Below are 20,724 nucleotides of genomic sequence, written 5' to 3'. Positions count from 1 at the left end.
AGGAAGGAGTATGGTTGTGGCGTGAATCGGGCGGCGGCCGGCAAAAAGCCGCTTGAGATCGCGCTATTTCGAATATGGTTATCGAATTCAGCGAATAAAGAAATACAGTGTCAGTGTCGCGCCGACTGCAATCACGAGCCAGCGGATGATGCTCGCCGGCAGGCGGCGGCCGAACACCACGCCGAGATAGCCGCCGATCACGGAGGCTGCGCCGACGATGATCGTCTCCGGCCAGCTCACGAGACCTGCGAACACAAACAGCACGACGGCGACGAGCTGGATCAGCGTGGAGCAGAGATGCTTGGCGGAATTGATCAGGTGGAAATCGTCACCCTCGGTGACGGCGAGCGCCGCCAGCATGACGATGCCCATGCCTGCGCCGAAGAAGCCGCCATAGACGGCGACGCCCGTCTGGAAGACGAGGCCGGCGGCCCAGGCCTTCGTGGAGGGATGATCGCCCTCGTGCTTGCCGATGGCGCGTGCCAGCGCCACGATCTTCGGGCTTGCGGCAAAGAGCAGGGTCGCGAAGAGCAGCAGCCACGGCACGAGCTGCCGGAAAGCGTCGTTGTTGGTGACGGTGAGAATATAGGCTCCGCCCAGACCTCCGATGAGGCTGACGATTCCCAGAGCCGCAAAGCGCCGGGCATTGGCCGCGAGCTCCCGCCGATAGGCCCAGGCGCTCGACAGGTTCGCCGGCGTGACGGCCACGGCGCTGGTGGCATTGGCGACGACCGGCGGAAGGCCCGCGGCGACCAGGGCCGAGAAGGTGAAGAAGGTGCCGCCGCCCGCAATGGCGTTGACGAGACCGGCCGCTAGGCCCGAGGCGGCGAGCAACGCCGCAGTGGACAATTCCATGATGATCAGTCTGGTGGTGAATGCGGGAGGGCAGGATGGTTCGAGATGTCAGCCATAGGCCGGACGCCCGGCGAGCGCAATAAAGGCCGTCGCCGAACGTCGGTCAGGCGGCGGAAATCTGCTTGTAGAATACCGTCGTGTCGCAGAACCCGCCTTTGGGCCAGAGGGCGTAGTTCGGGATGATTCCCGACTTCACCCAGCCGACCCGCTCATACAGGCGCTCGGCGTCACCGCCGGTCACCGTGTCGAGCACGAGCACGGTCTTGCCGGCCTTTGCTGCCGCCTCCTCGGCCGCCTGCATCAGGGCGGCGCCGACGCCACGTCTTCGGGCCTGGCTGTGAACCAGCATCTTGGCAATGTCCGCCCGGTGAGGCTGGTTCTCCGGCTGGTCGAGGATGACTTGGACAGTCCCAACAATCGTGTCGGTCGATGGGTCCTGTGCGACGAGCAGGATCCGCTTCCCGGCAGCGACACCCTCGGCGACTCCCTGCCAGAAGGCATCGGCCCTGTCCCGGGTCAGGGGCAGCATGAAGCTGACCGAGGCGCCGCCTTCGACGCAGTCGATCAGCACGGCCGACAGGGCGCCGATCTGCTCCCGAGCTTCCTGAGGGGTGAGCTGGCGGATGGTGACGGGTTGGTTCATGGGCGCTGTCTCATCGATAGGAGCTGGACCCGGCGCGCGGATCGGTGGCGAGCGCCACCACGTAGCGGGCGGGGGTATCGGTCAGGTTGCGAAAAATGATCGGCTGGTCGAGCCGCATGGAGAGGCAGTCGCCGGTGCCGAGGCGATAGGTCTCTTCGCCGAGCGTAAGCGCGATGGCGCCCTCGACGATCCAGATCTGCTGATGAACGGCAGCGGCCCGCTGCCCCGTATCATAGGCCACCCGAGCACTGGGCGGGAGCACCACCTCCACCAGCTCGATGGGCGAGGGGAAGCCAGGCGCCGACAGGTTGCGCCGGGTATAGCCGCTCTCCGGGTCGCGCCACACAGGCTGATCCTCGCGCCGGGACAAGGGAGAGGCGGCTACGCTCTCCTGCCGGGCGAAGAGGGATGCCAAGGTTACGCCAAGGCCTGCAGCCAACCTGTCGAGCACGGCCGCCGTCGGGCTGCTCTCGCCTCGCTCGATGAGGGAGATCATGGAGCGGCTGACGCCGGTGCGCTCGGCCAGGCCGTCGAGCGTCATGCCCGCTTCGGCACGGAGGTCGCGCAGGCGCGTGGCCAAATGGGTGCTGATGTCCTGAGTCTCACTCATTAAACTAGAATGCAATTCCAGTATAATGGAGTCAAGGCACAGGGCTGAAGCCAATGCAGCAGTGGCTTCCTGGGAAAATGGAGTCGCCAAAGAGCTTGGCGGGCCTTATGGCTGCGGTTTGCTGTGGATCACCCAGGGGCAGTCCATTGCCCTCGGCAGAACAAAAGAAGATTTTCAACTCATGTCGAACGTGATCCCTCTCGCCCCCCGCCTGAAGCCGGGCCGGTCCGCCAACGCGGATGCGGAGGAGAGGGCTGCGCTTGCGGCCGATCTCATCGAGCTGATCGAGCGGGTCCGGGAGTTGACGGAGCACGTGGCCGACCTTCCGGGACCTCCGTTGCAGATCCAGCAGACGGCCCAGCAACTGCTCGATGCCGGCACCGCCCTCGAGCGTGCAGTGGATTCGCTGACAGAAGGCGGCGAGTGGGTGCCGTTCTAGGCTCCGGACGCCTCAGCCGCCTTTCACGCTATCTTAGGGCCTCCAGCCGTTCCCGGGCCTGAGCCATGCCCAGGGTCTGAGCCTGCCTGTAGAATTCCCGCGCCTTCGCCGCATCCCCCTTGAGACCCAGCGTACCCAGCTTCGAGAGCACGTTGGGATCGAAGGTTTCCGCCAGAAGGAAGGCCCCACGGGCATGACCGCTCGCAAGCACGCGCTCCAGGAGAAGACGCGCGCCGCTCACGTCGCCTTGGCGGAACAGTTCCTCGGCGCGGGAGACGAGCCGGTCGTCCGCTTTGGCAGGTTCGGCCTTAACCGAGGTTTCGCCTCCGAGCGGCGGCACGCTTGTCACGGGCAATGGCTGAATGCTGTCCGGCAGGGCTGCGACGACCACAGGGGCAGGAGCCTTGGCGGCGGGCAATGACGATGTGGCGTCCTGAGCAACAGGCGACCTCTCGGGCGGCAGCGGGTTCGCCTGAGCCGCCGGAGCAGCCTCCAACTGCGGCGGGCCCAAGGGGGGTTCAGCGCCCGTTGAAGCAAGCCGGAACACCACAGGGGCGGGGCCCGGCTGACGGGGCTCCTTGAAAGCACGCAGTTCATCACTGGCTGCGGTCAGTTCCTGCGTCAGCACATCGCCCCGCATTTGAGCACGCGCCAGAGCCTTCTCCAGCTCGGCCATCCGGGATGTCGCCGAGGCCTCGATTTCGTTCTTGAGACCTTGCAGCTCGCGCAGGTCCTTGAGCGCGCCGGCGAGCTGGCGCTCCGCCAGGTCAGTTCGCTCCCGCTCCTGCCGCAGACGATCGTCCGACGCGGCGATATTCGTCGGAGCGGGAGTCTGCTCCTTCGCCGCCTGCAGGGTCTGGTACTGCTCCTGAAGCCTTTGAAGTTCCTGCTTCAGCGTTTCGATTCGCTCCTGCTCCTGCTGCAGAGCTTGCTGCATCTCGGCCGATTTGACGTCTTGAGAGGCTGTGTCCGACTCGAGCCGAGCAGCAAGGGCGTTGTGCTCCTGCATCAGGGCCGTCAGGGTCTGCGAGATCATGCCGCCATAGGACCGCTCCTGCTCGAGAGCTTCCTGGAGTTCCACCAAGTTGGCGCTGCTGATCTCAGCTGTTGCCGTGCAGGCCCCCGACGGGTTGTCCGCAGGAGCAGGCATCAGGGATGATGGCTCGATGGAGGCCTGAACGTTGAGATCCCGCAATGCCTTGAGCAAGTCCGGATTGTTCAGATGATCGGACAGCACGATGGCAAGAGTGCCGACCTCGATGGCTGTGTTGAGGCTGGACTCCGCCGCCTTCAGGTCGCCCTTGCGAATCGAGGTTTCGAGATCGGCAGCAAGCTTGCGTCGGTCTGCGGAGGTCAGCAGCAGCGGAAGAAATGTCTGCAGGTCCTTTTGTGAGAGGGCGCTGTTGAGCGGGTCGCCCGCCGCCTCCGCGCCAGGAGCGATGCGGGGTGAATCCTGTGCGGCCGCAGGAGCGAGAAGCGCGAGGCCAAGAAATGTCGTGGTCAGCAATTCGGTGATGAAAAATCTTGATTTAGATGATGTGTACCCAATCATGTCGGACCTCCTGTTGTTATCGCCGAAGGCTTGAGGAACAGCCTTAGGCCTCGGGTCCTGCCTGTGGCGTCAGTCCTGCCGGGTCGTCCTCCGGAGTGCCCTCTCCCGGTCGCCCTGCCAGGCTAGGAACTCGCGGAACAGAACCTCGCGTTCCTGTGCCGAGACGTTGATTCCCCGGTTGTTCATGAAAAATTCGAAGCTCTGAACCTGGGGAGAGGACGTGCGGGCGGCGACTGCGCGATCAAGCCAATCCTGGGCCGGCTTGACGCGCTCCCAGCCGGGCACGTCGGCCGCGAGATTGACCTCCTTCCATTTCGGATGCCGCCCAGGCTGCAGGAACTCGTCGAACCGGGTGAAGAACGTGTCCACGAAACGCTTCACGCGATTGTAGCGGTCGGAATTCTCAGGCCAGTTGAACACGGCGAGCAGGCTGCCGACCGCCAGGGTCTCGACGGGCTTGGACGCATCGACGAGCTGGGGATAGTCGGAGTTCGCAAAGCGCGCCGGGAAGTAGCTCTCGGCGATCTCGCCCTCGAACGGGATCGGCAGAAGATGGAAGCGCCCGTCGGTCTGGAATTCCGCGATGGCGCGCACCGGACGTCCGGCCACATAGACCGCAGCCTGGATCTCGCCGGACTTGAGCTTCGCATAGGACGAGGCCTGATCGAAAGTCGTGACTTCGGGCTTGATGCCGAGCTTCTCGAAGATGAGGCGCGAGGTCAGGTTGGTGCCGCTGCCGGCCTTGTCGATGTTGACCTTCTGACCATCGAGTTGCCGGATATCGGTGATCTGCCGGCTGGCGATGATATGGACCTCCTCGTTGTAGAGGCGGGTGATGAACCGCAGGCGCCGGATAGCGCTGTCCTGAAGTTTTTCCGCCTTCAGCTGCTCGCGGGCATCCATCTGCACGATGCCGATATCGACGCCGCGCAGGAACATGATGTCACGCAGGTTCTGAAGCGAGCCGCGCCCGATCATCGGCAGCACGCGCAGTTCCTCGCCATCGAGGACGTTGGCGAGATCCGCCGCGATGCGGATGTAGGTGCCGTCCGCGCCGCCGGAGATAACCCCCAGCGTGCCTGCATTGGCACGGGACGGGTTGAAGGACGGCGCCGTCTGAGCCGATGCGACGGTCAGACTGGAGACGAGGACAGCCGCGACGGCGACTGCTTGGGCGAAGGAAGCCCCGAAACGTTGGCAGATGGAAGAGAAAACGGAAACCCGACCCGACATTCTTGTCCTCCCCGGAGGAGCCTTATGGCTGCTTGTCGATTCGATCGTCTCGTTTTTCGGGCTTATGAATTGAATAAAGATTGGTGGAATGAAAAACGAAACGAAAGAACGCTCATCGTATGCTCATGTAACCCATGGTCAATCGTGCTTGGCGTCCGGATTAGTACTCATGAAGTGCTAGAGAATAATCAAAAAGAGATAGGTTTTATCTTTATATTCCTTGTGAAAGCTGAATTTCTTATCGCGCTGTCCAGGTTTGGGATTGGGAGCTTCGCGGCTGATTGCCTGCGGCATTAAGAAATTTATGAGCGCCCGGCGCCTCCTTTAACCGTCCGTTAACCATAAGCGGTCGAAATCGTAGGGCATTAAAGGAATCTGAACCCCCGTGACCATTGCCGTTCGAAATCGTCCGTCTCTTCGCTTCCGCGGCAGGTCCTTCATGGCCCTGGTTCTCGCGCCGGAAGTGCCGCTGAGGGACTGGCTCGAGGATCTCGATGCCGTCTCCGAGCGCTCCCCCGGGTTTTTCACCGGGCGTCCCATCATTGCCGACGTATCCTCCCTGAAGCCGTCGAAATCCGAGCTGAAATTTCTGCTGGCGGCCTTCAAGATGCGCAACATCCGCATCGTCGGGCTCGAGGGCGCCGCGCCCGAGAACGTCGATGCCGACATGCCGCCGCAGATCAGCGGCGGCAAGCCCACGGGCGAGATCGATGTGCCGGATGCAGCCAACGCGGCCATGGCCGCCGCAGGCTCGCCATTCGCCGATGCTCCCGTGCCGGAGAAGTCGCTTCTCATCGAGGGCTCGGTGCGCTCGGGGCAATCGATCCTGCATCCCGAAGGCGACGTGACGGTTCTGGGCTCCGTCGCCTCGGGCTCGGAGATCGTCGCAGGCGGCTCGATCCATGTCTACGGCTCCTTGCGCGGCCGCGCCATTGCCGGATGCACGGGCAACGGCAAGGCCCGCATCTTCTGCCGCAAGTTCGAAGCCGAATTGATTGCGATCGACGGCCTCTACAAGACCGCTGACGATCTCGGCGGCAAGTTCCTCGGTCAGCCCGTGCAAGTGAACCTGGATGGCGATTCCATCATCCTGAAAACAATGGATTGAGAGAAAGAGAGACGACAATGGCCAAAGTCTTGGTCGTAACTTCCGGCAAGGGTGGCGTTGGCAAGACAACGTCTTCGGCAGCTCTGGGCGCGGCTCTGGCGCATGGCGGCGAGAAGGTCGTCGTCATCGACTTCGACGTCGGCCTGCGCAATCTGGATCTCGTGATGGGAGCCGAGCGCCGCGTGGTGTTCGACCTCATCAACGTGGTGCAGGGCGACGCGAAGCTCAACCAGGCGCTCATCCGCGACAAGCGGCTTGAGAACCTGTCGCTGCTGCCCGCCTCGCAGACCCGCGACAAGGATGCGCTGACGGAAGAGGGCGTCGCCCGCGTGCTCGACGAGCTCCGCCAGAAGTTCGACTGGATCATCTGCGACAGCCCTGCCGGCATCGAGCGCGGCGCCACGATGGCCATGCGCCATGCGGATGTGGCCGTGGTCGTGACGAACCCGGAAGTGTCGTCCGTGCGCGATTCGGACCGCATCATCGGCCTCCTCGATTCCAAGACGGAGCTGGCCGAGAAGGGCGGACGCATCGAGAAGCACCTGCTGCTCACCCGCTACGACCCCGTCCGCGCCGAGCGCGGCGAGATGCTCAAGGTCGACGATGTGTTGGAGATCCTCTCCATCCCGCTCATCGGCATCATTCCCGAGAGCGAAGAGGTTCTGCGGGCGTCGAACGTCGGCTCGCCGGTGACGCTCAACAATCCTGCCAGCGCGCCGGGCCGGGCCTATTTCGACGCCGTGCGCCGGCTCAAGGGCGAAACCGTCGAACTCACGATCCCCACGGACAAGAAGGGCCTGTTCGGCAAGTTGTTCGGACGGAGGGCTGCATGAATCTCCTGAGTTTCTTCAACCGGCGCACCTCCGCGCCCGTGGCGCGCGAGCGCCTGCAGATCCTGCTGGCGCACGAACGCGGCATCGTCGGGGGTAAGCCCGATCTCGTCGCCCAGCTGCGTGAGGAGATCCTGGCCGTCGTCCGTCGCCACGTGATGGTGGAGCAGGACAACGTTCAGGTGAAGATGAACCGCGACTCTGACATCTCGACCCTCGAGATCGAGATCGAAATCCCTGCTCCGGTCGCAGCACGCGCCTGAGATGCAGTGCAATGAAGGATGAGCGGCCCCTGCCGATGCAGAGGCCGCTTTTTCATGGCTGCTGCTTGCCCCACACGCCGATCTTGGCCTCGCGGGCCTTGTCGGCTGCGGCCTTCAGCTCCGGCGTCGCATCGTTCGTCGGCCGCCCGCCACCATTGAACAGCACGACCCGCGACAGATCCTGATTGCCGACCTGACAGCGATAGACATCGTTCGAGCCCATCGGCGCGCAGGCCACCTCGCGGCCATTGAGATAGCGGGTCAGATCCTCCGGCTTGCCGCCGCCGGGAGCCCATTCGACACCATACAGGCGCACCACTTCCCCCTTCAGGGACAGGGTGGCCGTGTCGATCACGTCCGGCACGCCGCGCAGCGACGCGGAGGACGCCGTCGACCCGGTGGTCGACGGTTCAGGATCCTGGAGAGTGCTGGCCGTTTCATTGCCGGCGATGGCAGGCTCCGCAGCGCTGGCCTGACGAGCGGGAGCGGCCGGCTCCTCGCCCTGGAACAGGAGGGTGCCGACACCGAGAAGAGCCAGGAGCGCAACGGCCCCCAATGCCACGCTGGGCCGTGCCCAGGAACGCGTCCGCATCCCACCGAAGACGGTCTGCTCATGCTCGGCTGCCACGGGGACAGCCTGGTTTCTGGGTTCACTCTTCGCGCCGAGCTTTGGCGCCAGAGAGGTCTTCAAGCTGGCCAATGGATTACGGGACCAGTCGTGAATGCGCGGCTTCCCAATGCCAGGATTTTGAAGCGGAGCAGGCTCTGCCGGTGACGGAGGGATCTCGGTTTCGGGCTTCGCCGCATCGTCGGCCAGCTTGAGCCAATCCCGCTGAGGCGGCTCACGCTTTTCGGGGCGCTCCGGTTGCACACAGGCAGCTGCATCGGGCTTTGCCGATCTGAACAGCACCCCATACCTGCCCCGAAGCTCCTCCAGGAGATCTTGGAGGGTGAACTCTCTCTGCTGCCCGTCCTTTTCGATCGTGCGCGGCTTGCCGTCCTGATCGATGACGGTGAGCTTCAACGCTCCATCCACCTCCGAAGGACGCAGCGAGGACTCGATAATGAGTTCCAGGGCGCGGCGAGCATCATCGGTCGGGTTGATCTTGTCGAGTTCCGCGTGGATGGTCTCGCGCATTCTCTCCCTCATCTGGGTCCAGTTGCGGCGCGGATCCGCGGATGGATCATGGGTCGTCGTATCGTCAATCATTCGAGACACCCTCCAGGGCAAGATTTCGCTTGCGCTCCTGACCGAGCAGCGTGCTGTGTTCCGCAACAATGACGGGCCTGTCGCCGATGAAGTGGACGACGAGCTGCAGGGCGCCCGTGCCCTGCGAGACCCGCCGGCGCCGGGGATGGGACGCCGTGTAGTCGAACACCGCGTGAACCGTGCAGATCTCGCCTGCCGGATTGCATGTCGTGCCAACCCCATCTTCGCGCGGACGGTAGTCCCGCTCCGGCCAGCGCTTCACGAAGCGGCGCTTCTCGTCGAACAATCGCTTCATCGACACCTCGCGCCCGTGAAAGAGCACGCGCGGCGCATAGAAGGCTGCCGTCGATTCGAGAGCGGTATCGTTGGGGGCGGACCATGACGTGAGGTAGTCGATGGCGAATCGCTTGGCCGTGGAGGCCCGCGCCTCCCGCCTGTCGTCAGCGGGATCCTGCTTGGGCCGAGCGGTCGTCACAGGCGCCGGGGCGGCAGCGGGCGGGGGAGCCTGAGGTTGCTCCGCCTGACGGGTCACGGGCGTCTCGGGCTGAAGCGTCTGGCGGGTTGCAGGAGCATCAGGCTGCTGCGCTTGCCGGGTCGCAGGCGTTTCGGGCCGGAAGATGGGTGTCTGTGGTTGAGCCGCCTGTGCCGGCGGTGTCGCAGGCGCTGGCGAAGCGGCCTGTGGCGGCGAGGCCGCGGGAGGAGCCGGACTGACGGGTTCAGGGGCCTGAGACGGCGCCGCTGCGCCCTCCCCAGGAGGATCGACCCAGGGGCGTGCCGTCTGTGCGGTGGCCATGGGACCCACGGCCATCAGCAGGGTCAGGAGAGCGGATTTCGTTGCGAGCGGCCAGCCGATCTGCATGCGTTTCCTAAGGCCTCTTCTCGAGAAAAGGTGACTGGGGAAAAGCGGGTGAAAGGCATCCCGGTTCCATGAATGTCCTGGCCGGAGGCTCCGGCCAGGACAGATCGCAATAACTAGGTGATGAAAATGAGCTTGGCTGAAACGTGCCCGGTCAGAGCTGGGCGAGGGTGACGGATCCCACGCCCGAGATCCCGATTGCCTGCGCGGAGGCCTTCGAGAGATCGATGACGCGGCCATGGGCGTAAGGGCCGCGATCGTTGATGCGCACCACCACCGACTTGCCGGTCTTCTTGTTCACCACCTTCACCTTCGTGCCGAAGGGCAGGGTCCGGTGGGCGGCGGTCATCTCGTTGGTGTTGAAGGTTTCGCCGCTCGCTGTCTTGCGTCCGTGAAAGCCCGGTCCGTACCAGGAGGCGGGACCGCTTTGAATGACCTTGCCGGAGGTGCCGGCGGGTTCAGCCTGCGCGACAGGCGCAGAGAGGAAAGCCGATCCGGCGATGAACAAACTTGCGAGTGTGAGCGTTACCTTGCGTTGATCCACGATGCATTCCCTTGTTCGTTGTGTTGGGCGTGCAAAATGGAGGCTAATGGGGCGACATTAAGACGTTCAACATGGTTGAACAGCGATTGCTCTAGCCTGGACTGGTGTTGAGTCGCGAATTTCTACTATGTTGTATATTATAACAGTTTGTAGATGTAGCCTCATCAATCCCTTGAAATCCAATAAAATATAGCCGTCATTAGGCGCTTAAGAATCTGCCGGGCCCACCTCGGCGCGGCTGGATGGAAGACGCGTCAGCCATAAGGCTATCGTCAGAGCCCCGACGAGCAGAACCGCCACGAGACCTGCGACGCCGGGCCATGCTCCACGAGCCCAGAACAGGCCGCCCAGGGTGCCGATGGCGCTGGATCCGAGATAGTAGCAGAACAGGTAAAGGGCCGAAGCCTGCGCCTTGGCGCTTGCGGCCCGGCTGCCGACCCAACTGCTGGCGATGGAATGGCCGCCGAAGAAGCCGAACGTCACGGCGACGATCCCGGCGATGATGAGCAGGAGATGGTCGAAGAGGGTCAGCGCGAGGCCCGCCAGCATGATCGCGATCATCACCCACAGCACCCGCTTGCGGCCGAGCCGGTCGGCCAAGCCCCCGATCCAGGCTGAACTCCAGGTGCCGATGAGATAGGCCGCGAACACGGCCCCGATGGCGCTCTGGCTTAAGGCATAGGGCGGTTCAGTCAGGCGGTAGCCGAGATAGTTGTAGAGCGTCACGAAACCGCCCATGAGCAGAAACGCCTCGGCGAACAGGGCGCGCAGGCCCGGATCCCGCAGGTGCTCACCCATGGAGCGGAGCAGGTCCACCGGGCGGGCCCGGCGCGGCTGAAAATGAGCCGAGGCCGGAAGGCTGCGCCAGGCAGCGAAAGCCGATGCCAGGCCGATACAGCCGATGAGCCCGATGGCGAGTCGCCAGGAGCCCAGATCCGTCAGCACGCCGCCGATGATCCGCCCGGACATGCCGCCCACCGCATTGCCGCCGATGAACAATCCCATGGCAAGGCCGATGAATTTCGGATCGACCTCCTCGCTCACATAGGCCATGGCCACAGCCGGCAGTCCGCTCAAGGTGATCCCGATCAGCATGCGGGTCATGAGCAGGCTGGTCCAGTTCGGCGCCAGGGCAGACAGGATGGCGAGGAGAGCCGAGAGCAGGAGCGAGGCCACCATGATGGGCTTGCGCCCCAACACCTCCGACAGGGAGCCGGCCATCAGCATGGACACGGCGAGAAGGCCGGTGGAGAGCGAAAGGGAGAGGCTGCTTACAGCGGCGCTCACATGGAACTCGCGCGAGAATTCCGGCAGCAGGGGCTGGACGCAGTAGAGGATGGCGAAGGTGGAGAAGCCGGAGGCGAACAGCGCCAGGTTCAGGCGGCGAAAGGCCGGTGTTCCGCTCACCAGGCGGTTCGGCTTCTCCGGCAAGTGATCCGTCATGAGGTCTTTCCGCGCCTGCCGTGCTGGCCAGAGAAAATCGAGGAGGTTCAGGGATCCTCAGCTTTCGTCATTCCATGTTCCTGATGCAAGTGTAGGTCGCCATCGTGCAGCATCCATTCGCCTAAAGCATGCAGGAGGTGCCGAGTTTGCAGTTCTCCCACGCTGAAAACCGTATTTGATATAGATCAACTACCCTCCAGACTTGTGACCTCCAGGCTCGTCGCGGCCCCCGCGCGAGCCTCATTTTTTGAGCCATTCATGACTCCCGCTCCCGCCGCTCGGACGCATGCGACTCCCTCTCCGCTGCGGGGTGTCCTGTTCCTGATCGCCTCCACGGTCGTGTTCTCGGTGGCGGATGTGATCACCAAGCAACTGGCCGCCACCCTGCCGCCGCCGGAAGTGGCCTGGATGCGCTATGTGACCTTTGCGCTCGTGATCGTTCCGATCGTGCTCCTGAAGGGAGGGCCTGCGCTCCTGCGCTCCCGGCGTCCGAAGCTTCAGGTCCTCAGGGGCTTCGGCATGGTGGGCTCGTCGCTTCTGTTCATAGAGAGCCTGCCCTATCTGCCCGTGGCCGACGCCACCGCCATCTTCTTCGTCTCGCCGATCCTGATCATGGCCCTGTCGGTTCTTGTCCTCGGCGAGACGGTGGGCTGGCGGCGCTGGACAGCCGCGGCGGTCGGGTTCATCGGGGTCATGATCGTCGTCCGGCCCGGAACGGGAGCCTTCCAGTTCGCCGCGCTCCTGCCGATGATGGCCGCATCGAGTTGGGCGGTGGGCGCCGTCGTGACCCGGAAGATCGTCGGCGACCACGCCTTCACGACGCTCGCCTATTCAGCCCTTGTCGGCACCGTGGTGCTGAGCGCGCTCATGCCGTTCAACTGGGTCATGCCGGATGCGACGGAGATCGGCCTGGGCCTGAGCATGGGTGTGCTGTTCGCCATCGGACACTGGTTCATCGTGCTCGCCTACCGGCATGGCAATGCCTCGATGATCGCGCCGTTTTCCTATGTCCAGCTCATCTGGGCCGGCAGCCTGGGCTATCTGGTGTTCGGATCGCTTCCCGATGCCTGGACGATCACCGGTGCCGGAATCATCGCCTTGAGCGGCCTCTACACGGCCTACCGTGAGCGCGTGCGGGCGATGGAGAGGAAGTTTCCGACCTGAGGGCCGGAAAGCCTGAAAGAGCCTCAAGCTCCCGAGTGGACGACCCGAAGCCGCGGGCGCGCCGTCCGGCTGAGGAAGTTGATCTCGATGAAATCCCCCTCCTCGGAACCCTCGACAAGCCGGTAGCCGAATTGCTCCACCAGGGCGCGCACTTGCCCCAAATTGTCGCGCGAGATCTTGCGGGTGAATTCCGTCAGATCCTGGCTCATCAGCGCCGCCACGATCCCGATCTCGACGCCCTGGTCGAAATCGGCGCTGCGTGCCGGAAAACGAAGCCGCATACCCTCAGCGAGATGGATGTGGTGCATGGGATCCTGGTCAGTTCACGTCCTGTCGGGCGGTGTTTATCGGGCCAAAAATCCTACCGGTTGCTTAAAGCAGGCCGGATAGCCCCGGGGCGTTCCAGGCGTGGTTAATCCTTCGTGCAGCCTGGATCCCGAAGCTGAGCTTTGCATTAATCCTGCATGATCCTCCCTCTGCGAGCAGGGGAGGCGAGGCATTGCATGAGGCGCAGCATGAAGCAGCTTTTGGTCGGAATGGCATTCGCCGCAGGTCTGGTGGGACCGGCGGCTCTGGCGGCGGATGTCACGGCGGTTGTCGGCGTCCGGTCCAGTCAGGTCCTGACGACGCGCCCCATCGCGCGGCTCGCCGACCAGGGGCTCGGGTATTCGGTGCTCCATGACGTGCCGGGCGTTCCGCAGCGAGCTTATCGCGTGCATGTCACCTGCGCCATCGACGAGAGCTTCATGCAGACCTATTGCCCGACCCCGGTCTATGTCTCCTCCTGCCCCAGGGCCCGCATCACCTGCGCGGGCGGCACGCAGGAGGGTCGGGCGCTGCGCCTGAAATACTGAACAGCCTTGAGGTTTGCTGCGCGGGCTGCTGTGGATTAGAAAGCGCCGGTTCAGCAACAGGCCACCAGATTGCACGACACGACACGAAGCGGCGTCTACGGGACGCCTCCGGCCGAACTGGCTCAAGCGCCGGAGGGTGCTGCCCAGTTCTCGCCCCTGATTCCCGGCTCCGCGAAGCTGGAGGAGCAGCCGGAGGGCTCGTTCAGCGACATGCTCGTGCTGGCGCCGCCCGGCACCGTGGAGCGGCGCTACACCACCGCGCTGGCGCTGCGGGTGCTCGCCCCCGGCGGCGCCCTGACGATTCTGGCGCCCAAGGACAAGGGCGGCTCGCGTATCGCCAAGGAGCTCAAGGCCTTCGGGTGCTCGGTCTCGGAGACATCCCGGCGGCACTTCCGCATCTGCACCTGTGAGCGGCCCACGCTGCTGACCGGTCTCGACGAGCCGCTGGCCGAGGGCGGGCCGCGCCTGGATGAGGCGTCGGGCCTGTGGACCTGGCCCGGCGTGTTCAGCTGGAACCGCCTCGATCCCGGCAGCGTGCTGCTGGAGCAGAACCTGCCCGCGTTCAGCGGCAGAGGGGCGGACTTCGGCTGCGGCATCGGTGTTCTCGCCCGCACGATCCTGGCCTCTCCCACGGTGGAGCACCTTGCGATGCTCGATATCGACCGCCGTGCCGTCGAGATGGCGTCCCGCAACATCGCCGATCCGCGCGCTGAGGTGCGCTGGGTGGATGTCCGCAACGGCCCTGGGCTCCAGGGCCTCAATTTCGTGGTCATGAACCCGCCGTTCCACGACGGCGGCGCCGAAGACCAGAGCTTGGGCCAGAGCTTCATCCGCCGGGCCGCCGAAGCCCTGCGCCCCGGCGGCGTCCTCTGGCTCGTCGCCAACCGCCATCTGCCCTACGAGAACGTGCTGAAGCCCCTGTTCCGGCGCGTGACCCCGAAAGTAGAGGCTGGCGGATACAAGATCTACGAGGCGCTGAAATGAGCAAGACACCGACCCTGCGTCTCGACCGGCTCCTGGCCAATCTGGGCTACGGCTCCCGCCGGGAGGTGCAGCAGCTCGTCGGGGCCGGGCTCGTGACCCTGGACGGGGAGGCGGTCGAGGATTCCGATCAGCGCATTCCCGTCACCCGCGACCTCCCGGCAAGGATGAAGGTTCAAGGCAAGCCCCTCGATCCGCCGCCGGGCTTCATCCTGATGCTGCACAAGCCCTTGGGCGTCACCTGCTCGCACAAGGAGGCGGGCCCCCTGGTCTACAGCCTGTTGCCCGACCGCTGGCGCCGGCGCGACCCGGCGCTCTCGACGGTCGGTCGCCTCGATAAGGAGACCTCGGGGCTGCTGCTCATGACCGACGACGGCAACCTGCTCCACCGCATCATCTCGCCCCGCGCCAATGTCTCCAAGCGCTACCACGTGACCCTCGATCGGCTCTTGAAAGGCGACGAGGGCGAGATCTTCGCCTCCGGCACCCTGATGCTGGAAGGCGAGGACAAGCCGCTCCTGCCGGCGCAGATGGAGGTGCTCTCCCCGACAAGCGCCCACGTCACCGTCACGGAGGGGCGCTACCATCAGGTCCGGCGCATGTTCGCGGCCGTGGGCAACCACGTCACGGCTCTGCACCGCAACCGGATCGGCGCCCTGGACCTGCCGACGGATCTGGAGCCGGGGCAGTTCCGGATCATGAACGAGGCCGACCTCGCCCTGGTCCTGCCGCCCTCCGGAACCACCTCCCGGCAAGCCTCGTGAGCGGAGAGGTTGCCCTGAAGCGCGTAATCGGGTAGGGAAAGAGAAGGCGAACCGCCGCAAGCACCCGTAGCTCAGCTGGATAGAGCGTTGCCCTCCGAAGGCAAAGGTCACACGTTCGAATCGTGTCGGGTGCGCCATTCCTAAACCCTTCTAGAACTTGGGTTTCAGGAGCAAAGGCGAAGCCTCTCAAACAGCCAAGAAGTCTAGTCCGTCACAGCCCTGTCACAGCTGAACGGAAACACGACCAATGGCGACCATCCGCAAGAGAGGCTCTTCCTGGCAAGTCCAAGTGCGAAGAGAGGGCTTCCCGCCTCTCACCAAATCCTTTTCTGTCAGAACCGACGCCGCTGAATGGGCGCGGGATAAGGAAAGGCAAATCGACCGAGCTGAGCTTCCGACCACAATCAGAGACTTCAAGGGCATGACCGTTGCTGACCTTCTCAGGAGGTATGAGCAGGAAGTCACACCAAGGAAGCGAGGCGTGAGGTTCGAGCAATCCCGGTTACGTCAGCTTCTCAACCACAGCATCGCCAACACCAACCTTCACAATCTGTCAGGAGCGTCAGTATCCCACTATCGGGAAGATCGGTTGAAGGTTGTTAAACCAGCATCCGTCCGACGAGAGTTAGTGGTACTTCGCCATGTCTTTGAGGTAGCACGGACTGAATGGGGTATGCCTATTCACACCAATCCGGTCCATCAGATCAAGCTTCCGAACGACTCCAAGCCAAGAGAACGGCGTCTTGAAGATGGGGATAATGCACGGTTGGCTGATGCGCTTAGCTCCAAATCAGCGTGGTATCTTCGCCCTCTTGTTGCCCTCGCCATCGAAACCGGGATGCGCCGGGGTGAACTCCTGTCAATCCGATGGAAGGATGTAGACCTGACTGCTCCGACCATTCGTATCCTTAAGACCAAGAACGGGCATCCCCGGACCATCCCGCTCACACCCAAGGCTGTTGAGATATTGGCCTCGTTGGAGCGAAGGGATGAGCGAGTCTTCCCAGTTACGCCCAATGCTGTGCGTCTTGCTTGGGAGAGGCTAAGGCGCAGGGCTGGCTTGGAAGACCTGAGACTACATGACCTACGCCACGAAGCCGTATCCCGTTTCTTTGAGTATGGCCTCACCGTTCCTGAGGTGGCTCTGATCAGTGGACACCGGGATCCACGGATGTTGAGCCGATACACTCACCTCAGGCCTGAGAAGGTAGCTGAGAAATTGGCTACGGCGACCCTGAGCTAACCACAAGAAAAGAGCCTGATGGCGGATTTCCGTCAGGCTCATAAGTTTAGCAGAAAGGGAGGACCAAAAACCTCGCTAAGCTAACGGCCTAGCTAGCCCTGAGTTCCCTCTGCTAGCTGTCCTGGCAAACGGCAACTGGTTCAGCGACAGATTTCCTTACGCACCTGAACCCTCTCGCCCCAGCGGTTCACCCGCTCGTTGATGATAATCTTGCAGCCTCCCTGATGGCGCCAATGCGGTCTAGCATAGACAGGCTGGTGCCATTCATGCCGGTCCACGACCGGAATACTCCGATACTCGCCATGGCGGTGCTTTCTCTCACGCCACTCAGGAACAGGGCGACCATAGTAGCGATCCGGATCACGATGTTCATACCCGTGTTCCGTCCGGCTGTATTGGCGACGCTCAAACAAGTCGCCATCGTAGTCTGCGACCCGGTGAGGCAGACGATCATTGGTGCGGATCGTGATGCTCACCTCTGACGCCTGAGCGGCACCTCCTAGTGCAAGAGCGGCCAATGTTCCGAGAACTACCTTTTTCCAACCGATGCTCATAAGAACCCTCCTCACAGGGATGAACTCGTCCTGAGCCACCCCATTGTCCAAGAGGATGCACTAGGTCCCTTGAAGCAGAGCCAAACAGCTTCGACAGCGATTGTTCATGATCGGTGGAGGGATGATACGCCTGACGCAGCAGTTATCAGCGGCCATCATGGTTTAAGAGAGTTGAGCTGAGATACTCACCTGAGGGCAGAGAAGGTGGCTAAGGCGACAGCTGACTAAACAAAAGAAAAGAGCCTGATGGAGTGACCGTCAGGCTCATAGTTTATCAGAAAGGGACCAATGAAGTTCGTAAGGGCAACAGCCAAGCCTTCTGGCAGTTCTCTCTTCGGTTCACAGGTCGGCCAGATACTTTGCTACAACCAGCAGCAGCACAATGAGCGCCAAGGCTCCAATAGCAGGAAGACCCTCGGCATGTGCGTCGAGCAACTTCCAGATACGCAGGGACAGGCGAGGCAACCTCATTTCTTGTTCTCCCTCATCATGTCCCTGAACCTATCACAGAATGAGAACAAATAGGGAACATTCTAGTCAGCCTGTGGATGGCTGTGGATTGCTTTCTTCCAGCTTAGGATTAAGGCTCGACTGCTGGTGCTGGTGTGCAATCGCACAGACCCAGCCAAGGCATGTGTCAGACTGTGGCTATTCCTCCTGAGACTCTCCAGCCCCATCAGTTGAGTGATCCTGGTGGGGCCTTTTTCTCTTGATGATTGAACCTTTCAGACGGACCAGCCTTCGCTTCCTCTTTCTCCTGAATGGTACAGTCAGGAGCAGTTCTCCCGCCTCATCTACAATCTCGACCACATAGCGGTTCTGCTGCTCGGAAGTCAGTTCATCCCAATATGGAACAACCTCCATAAAGACGTTTGCCACCCTCTGAGCGATACCCTGCGCGGCATCAACATCGGGAAGATCTAAGGTTTCAGGATACCTGACCCGCTTGCGCTGGTTATAGAGAAAGAGATTGTAACGTGGCATGATGGCAGGAATATTAGCCAGCATGACTTCACCAGCAACTTGCTCAAATGGGTTATTCTAAAACATACTCACAGGTCAGTTGGCGCGGGTAGAGAACACCTGCCCTGCCTGTGAACGCTCTCTCTCATAAGCCAAGGCTAGACTCATGGCCGCCCACCGTCCCTCTGTTTCCCTGACCTTGACTAGCGATTGCTCATAGGATGCAAGCGCAGCCTCTTCTTCATCAAAAAGGTTGTTGAGGGGACCGAAAGATTGCTTCTGATAAGCAAGATCTAGAGCCTGATCCAGAGTCTCACGGATCGTTGTGAGAGCATGAGCGGCCCCACGACACCGAAGCCGCGTCTCTTCAAGCTCGCGATAGGCCTGATGAAGAGCATTGAGGCAGATCAGATAGGTCACGTCCCCATGTTGCTTCCCCCCCTTTAGGAGGAAACAACCGTATAGGCTCCCGGAGCAATAGCCTTCACATAGATCAATCGAGACTATCCAGCCTGCCGCTATTTCGGGGAGGCTGGATTATCAGCGGCGGGGCTGGGGGAAGTGAACCGCAGAGGTAAGCTGGCTCTCCCCTATGTTGCGCTCCGGTTGACCAGAACAGCCTTTGATGAGGTACTGCGGCTCACCGCTGCCCATCGAAGGCAGAAGGCGTGTCACCTCATGGATACCGCTCGGATGATTGCAGGAACCAGCGGCAAACGAACTCTTGTCAGGTTTTGCATCAACGCCAGCCCCAACCCGCACAAGATCGCCAACTCTGAACCGATGCTCCGCCATTAGGGAGCCAACCAACATAAGTTAATCCAAGTTCCGCAGCACCGAGGGGAGCTGCTGCGAGATTAGCCCTGCGGGCCCTTGGCAATCTCCGGCTGGTTGACCACTCGCTCTTGTCCTAGAGCCTGACTCCTGATCCGGTACTTCGGTACACCATCAGTGTCAGGAGGGAGCAGGCGAACGACTTCGTACACACCGTCCTGTCCTGTTCGGTCGGAGAACTTTCCTGTAGCGCGTACAAGTTGACCGACTTGGAAGGCATGAGGCATTAGCAGCTCCTGTTTGGGTCAGGGAGACAAGAGGCATGGAGTTAGAGCAGTCCTCTAAAAAGGCACCGCTATGACTCACCCAACGGAGGCTTTGATAAGCGGCCCTATCCACTGGTTCTCAGACTGGCCTACAGGCGACGTACCTCGCTCAGGCGCAGTGGTCTACACGATTTGGAACCGGGATGGCTCCTTCATCTATGTCGGTATGTCAGGCCGGAGTTTCATAGGCGGTGCTGAGGGCAACGGGAAGGCTGGCCCTTGGGGGAGGCTCAATAGCCATGCAAGCGGAAGACGAAGCGGGGATCAATTTTGTATTTACGTCGCAGATCGGCTTGTTCTCCCTACCCTTCACAACCGTATTGCAGAGATAGCCGATGGCAGTCTGTCTCTGGATAAGGCTACGCGCGACTACATTAAAGCAAACTTGGGTTTCAGGTGGACCTGTGTGGAAAGCGGCAAGGCTGCGTTTGAGCTTGAACGGAGGCTGCAACGGGGTGATGCAGCGTATGTGAAACCGTTGTTGAACCCGCTAAATACGTAGGTAAAGCTTTTTGTGCCTATCTCGGAAGGCTTAACAATAGATAGAACACACCAAAGGCGAATGGCACCCCTCTCTCGAAAAAGGTGAACCCTCTCCTGTATGCCTTAGAGCCTGTTTGAGAATGTCGCAGTGGGTTAGATTGGGCTAGTCTTGAGTCCACATGAGCCGGATGTGGACCAAAGAGCATCGTGAGCGCCAGAAGGCCTTTGAGCGGCAGCGCTACCCGACCGACCTGACCGATGAGGAATGGCAGCGGATCAGGCCGATCCTGCCTCAACCCACCCGGCGTGGCCGCAAGCCCAAGGTGGATCTGCGCGAGATCCTCAACGCCATCCGCTATCTGGCTCGCACCGGCTGCGGCTGGCGCATGCTGCCGCATGAGTTCGGGCCGTGGCAGACGGTGTATTGGTGGTTCCGGCGCTTTGTCCGCCGCCTGCTGTTCCAGACCCTGCACGATGTCGCTCTCATGCTGGACCGCGAGCGCTCAGGCCGGGAGGCGAGCCCGACGGCTGGCGTGATCGACAGCCAGACGGTCAAAGCGCCTGCAGCCCCGGGCGGAGGCGGCTATGACGCGGCCAAGAAGGTGAAGGGCCGCAAGCGGCACATTGCAGTGGACACAGACGGGCGCCTGCTCATGGTCAACCTCACAACCGCCGACATCCAGGATGCTCAAGGGGCCGAGCAAATCATCAAGGCCGTGCGTCAGCGCTGGCCGTGGCTCAAGCACCTGTTTGCCGATGGGGCCTACGACCGTGGGCGGCTGATGAGCGAGGCGGCTTACCGGGATTTCGTGATCGAGATCGTACGCAAGCTGCCCGACCAGCAGGGTTTCCAAGCACTGCCACGCCGGTGGGTTGTGGAGAGAACATTCGGCTGGATGACGCGCTGGCGCCGGCTGGTGCGCGACTACGAAGAGCACTGCGACGTCTCCGAGGCTATGATCGGAGTGGCCATGAGCAGCCTCATGCTCCGCCGCATCGCTCATCCGTAGCAATTCTCAAACGGGCACTAAG

Annotated in this window: 24 protein-coding genes and 1 tRNA gene; 11 read left to right on the top strand and 14 right to left on the bottom strand. The window is 62.2% G+C overall.

The genetic code is table 11. The features are described from left to right. Positions 1-87: 87 nt before the first annotated feature. The 3 genes from MA07_RS17800 to MA07_RS17790 all read right to left on the bottom strand — a co-directional run bounded on the left by MA07_RS17800 (position 88) and on the right by MA07_RS17790 (position 2,108). Positions 88-855, bottom strand: coding sequence for a sulfite exporter TauE/SafE family protein (locus MA07_RS17800; RefSeq protein ID WP_036354081.1), 768 nt, complete (start codon positions 853-855; stop codon positions 88-90). A gap of 103 nt (positions 856-958) precedes the next feature. Further along, positions 959-1,498, bottom strand: coding sequence for a GNAT family N-acetyltransferase (locus MA07_RS17795; protein WP_036354079.1), 540 nt, complete (start codon positions 1,496-1,498; stop codon positions 959-961). 10 nt (positions 1,499-1,508) lie between these two features. Further along, positions 1,509-2,108: an XRE family transcriptional regulator gene (locus MA07_RS17790; protein ID WP_036354075.1), complete on the bottom strand. Its 600-nt coding sequence runs from the start codon at positions 2,106-2,108 to the stop codon at positions 1,509-1,511. A gap of 181 nt (positions 2,109-2,289) precedes the next feature. Between MA07_RS17790 and MA07_RS17785 the strand changes: the two genes are divergently transcribed. Then, positions 2,290-2,547: a hypothetical protein gene (locus MA07_RS17785; protein ID WP_036354072.1), complete on the top strand. Its 258-nt coding sequence runs from the start codon at positions 2,290-2,292 to the stop codon at positions 2,545-2,547. Between the two features lie 28 nt (positions 2,548-2,575). On the opposite strand, the gene MA07_RS27935 is transcribed toward MA07_RS17785, so the two are convergent. Together MA07_RS27935 and MA07_RS17775 are read right to left on the bottom strand one after the other, a co-directional pair. Beyond that, positions 2,576-4,099: a hypothetical protein gene (locus MA07_RS27935; protein WP_152568910.1), complete on the bottom strand. Its 1,524-nt coding sequence runs from the start codon at positions 4,097-4,099 to the stop codon at positions 2,576-2,578. A gap of 69 nt (positions 4,100-4,168) precedes the next feature. Next, positions 4,169-5,332, bottom strand: a complete 1,164-nt coding sequence (locus MA07_RS17775) for a TAXI family TRAP transporter solute-binding subunit (protein ID WP_052003283.1) — start codon at positions 5,330-5,332, stop codon at positions 4,169-4,171. Positions 5,333-5,771: 439 nt separating this feature from the next. Between MA07_RS17775 and minC the strand changes: the two genes are divergently transcribed. The 3 genes from minC to minE are packed head-to-tail and all read left to right on the top strand — an operon-like array spanning position 5,772 to position 7,533. Beyond that, positions 5,772-6,440, top strand: coding sequence for a septum site-determining protein MinC (gene minC / locus MA07_RS17770; RefSeq protein WP_244445280.1), 669 nt, complete (start codon positions 5,772-5,774; stop codon positions 6,438-6,440). Positions 6,441-6,457: 17 nt separating this feature from the next. Next, complete coding sequence (gene minD, locus MA07_RS17765; RefSeq protein WP_036354063.1) at positions 6,458-7,273, top strand: septum site-determining protein MinD; 816 nt, start codon at positions 6,458-6,460, stop codon at positions 7,271-7,273. Continuing rightward, on the top strand, positions 7,270-7,533 hold the full coding sequence (gene minE / locus MA07_RS17760) for a cell division topological specificity factor MinE (protein WP_036354060.1): 264 nt from the start codon (positions 7,270-7,272) through the stop codon (positions 7,531-7,533). Before minD ends, minE begins: the two co-directional genes overlap by 4 nt. Positions 7,534-7,585: 52 nt before the next feature. Here minE and MA07_RS17755 read toward each other — a convergent pair whose 3' ends face one another. The 4 genes from MA07_RS17755 to MA07_RS17740 form a co-directional block, all read right to left on the bottom strand. After that, positions 7,586-8,743 (bottom strand): hypothetical protein, encoded by a 1,158-nt coding sequence (locus tag MA07_RS17755; protein WP_036354056.1) that lies wholly within the window; start codon positions 8,741-8,743, stop codon positions 7,586-7,588. After that, entirely contained in the window at positions 8,736-9,602 is an 867-nt protein-coding gene (locus MA07_RS27930; RefSeq protein ID WP_052003282.1) for a hypothetical protein, read from the bottom strand. The genes MA07_RS17755 and MA07_RS27930 overlap by 8 nt, the downstream gene beginning before the upstream one ends. A 151-nt stretch (positions 9,603-9,753) precedes the next feature. Then, positions 9,754-10,143 (bottom strand): septal ring lytic transglycosylase RlpA family protein, encoded by a 390-nt coding sequence (locus MA07_RS17745; RefSeq protein WP_036354053.1) that lies wholly within the window; start codon positions 10,141-10,143, stop codon positions 9,754-9,756. A 207-nt stretch (positions 10,144-10,350) separates the two neighbouring features. After that, positions 10,351-11,586, bottom strand: coding sequence for an MFS transporter (locus MA07_RS17740; RefSeq protein ID WP_200879389.1), 1,236 nt, complete (start codon positions 11,584-11,586; stop codon positions 10,351-10,353). 258 nt (positions 11,587-11,844) lie between these two features. Between MA07_RS17740 and MA07_RS17735 the strand changes: the two genes are divergently transcribed. After that, complete coding sequence (locus MA07_RS17735) at positions 11,845-12,750, top strand: DMT family transporter (RefSeq protein WP_036354050.1); 906 nt, start codon at positions 11,845-11,847, stop codon at positions 12,748-12,750. A 23-nt stretch (positions 12,751-12,773) separates the two neighbouring features. Here the strand turns inward: MA07_RS17735 and MA07_RS17730 are convergent, their stop codons facing one another. Further along, positions 12,774-13,058 (bottom strand): hypothetical protein, encoded by a 285-nt coding sequence (locus tag MA07_RS17730; RefSeq protein ID WP_036354046.1) that lies wholly within the window; start codon positions 13,056-13,058, stop codon positions 12,774-12,776. Between the two features lie 207 nt (positions 13,059-13,265). On the opposite strand from MA07_RS17730, the gene MA07_RS17725 reads away from it, so the two are divergent. From MA07_RS17725 to MA07_RS17705, 5 genes are all read left to right on the top strand, one after another. Next, positions 13,266-13,604 (top strand): hypothetical protein, encoded by a 339-nt coding sequence (locus MA07_RS17725; RefSeq protein WP_036354043.1) that lies wholly within the window; start codon positions 13,266-13,268, stop codon positions 13,602-13,604. Between the two features lie 69 nt (positions 13,605-13,673). Continuing rightward, positions 13,674-14,588: a class I SAM-dependent methyltransferase gene (locus MA07_RS17720; protein ID WP_036354040.1), complete on the top strand. Its 915-nt coding sequence runs from the start codon at positions 13,674-13,676 to the stop codon at positions 14,586-14,588. Next, positions 14,585-15,349, top strand: a complete 765-nt coding sequence (locus MA07_RS17715; RefSeq protein ID WP_036354035.1) for a pseudouridine synthase — start codon at positions 14,585-14,587, stop codon at positions 15,347-15,349. The genes MA07_RS17720 and MA07_RS17715 overlap by 4 nt, the downstream gene beginning before the upstream one ends. Before the next feature lie 60 nt (positions 15,350-15,409). After that, a tRNA-Arg gene (locus MA07_RS17710) sits at positions 15,410-15,486 on the top strand. 110 nt (positions 15,487-15,596) lie between these two features. After that, entirely contained in the window at positions 15,597-16,592 is a 996-nt protein-coding gene (locus tag MA07_RS17705) for a site-specific integrase (protein ID WP_036354032.1), read from the top strand. A gap of 140 nt (positions 16,593-16,732) precedes the next feature. Here the strand turns inward: MA07_RS17705 and MA07_RS29715 are convergent, their stop codons facing one another. The 4 genes from MA07_RS29715 to MA07_RS17690 form a co-directional block, all read right to left on the bottom strand. After that, positions 16,733-17,146: a hypothetical protein gene (locus MA07_RS29715; RefSeq protein WP_152568909.1), complete on the bottom strand. Its 414-nt coding sequence runs from the start codon at positions 17,144-17,146 to the stop codon at positions 16,733-16,735. 339 nt (positions 17,147-17,485) lie between these two features. Next, positions 17,486-17,617 carry a hypothetical protein gene (locus MA07_RS31220; RefSeq protein WP_280114247.1) on the bottom strand — a complete coding sequence of 44 codons (132 nt, stop codon included), beginning with the start codon at positions 17,615-17,617 and terminating at the stop codon, positions 17,486-17,488. A 177-nt stretch (positions 17,618-17,794) separates the two neighbouring features. Next, positions 17,795-18,154, bottom strand: a complete 360-nt coding sequence (locus tag MA07_RS17695) for a hypothetical protein (RefSeq protein ID WP_036354026.1) — start codon at positions 18,152-18,154, stop codon at positions 17,795-17,797. Positions 18,155-18,205: 51 nt separating this feature from the next. After that, positions 18,206-18,529, bottom strand: a complete 324-nt coding sequence (locus tag MA07_RS17690) for a hypothetical protein (protein WP_036354022.1) — start codon at positions 18,527-18,529, stop codon at positions 18,206-18,208. Positions 18,530-19,880: 1,351 nt separating this feature from the next. On the opposite strand from MA07_RS17690, the gene MA07_RS17680 reads away from it, so the two are divergent. Next, entirely contained in the window at positions 19,881-20,702 is an 822-nt protein-coding gene (locus MA07_RS17680; RefSeq protein WP_036345733.1) for an IS5 family transposase, read from the top strand. Positions 20,703-20,724: the final 22 nt, after the last annotated feature.

Origin of the sequence: Microvirga sp. BSC39, from assembly GCF_000739015.1 — a bacterium.
In the GTDB taxonomy this organism is placed as follows: Bacteria; Pseudomonadota; Alphaproteobacteria; order Rhizobiales; family Beijerinckiaceae; genus Microvirga.
Note: the sequence above shows the minus strand (reverse complement) of the source record. Positions and strands in the feature narration are given on the sequence as shown.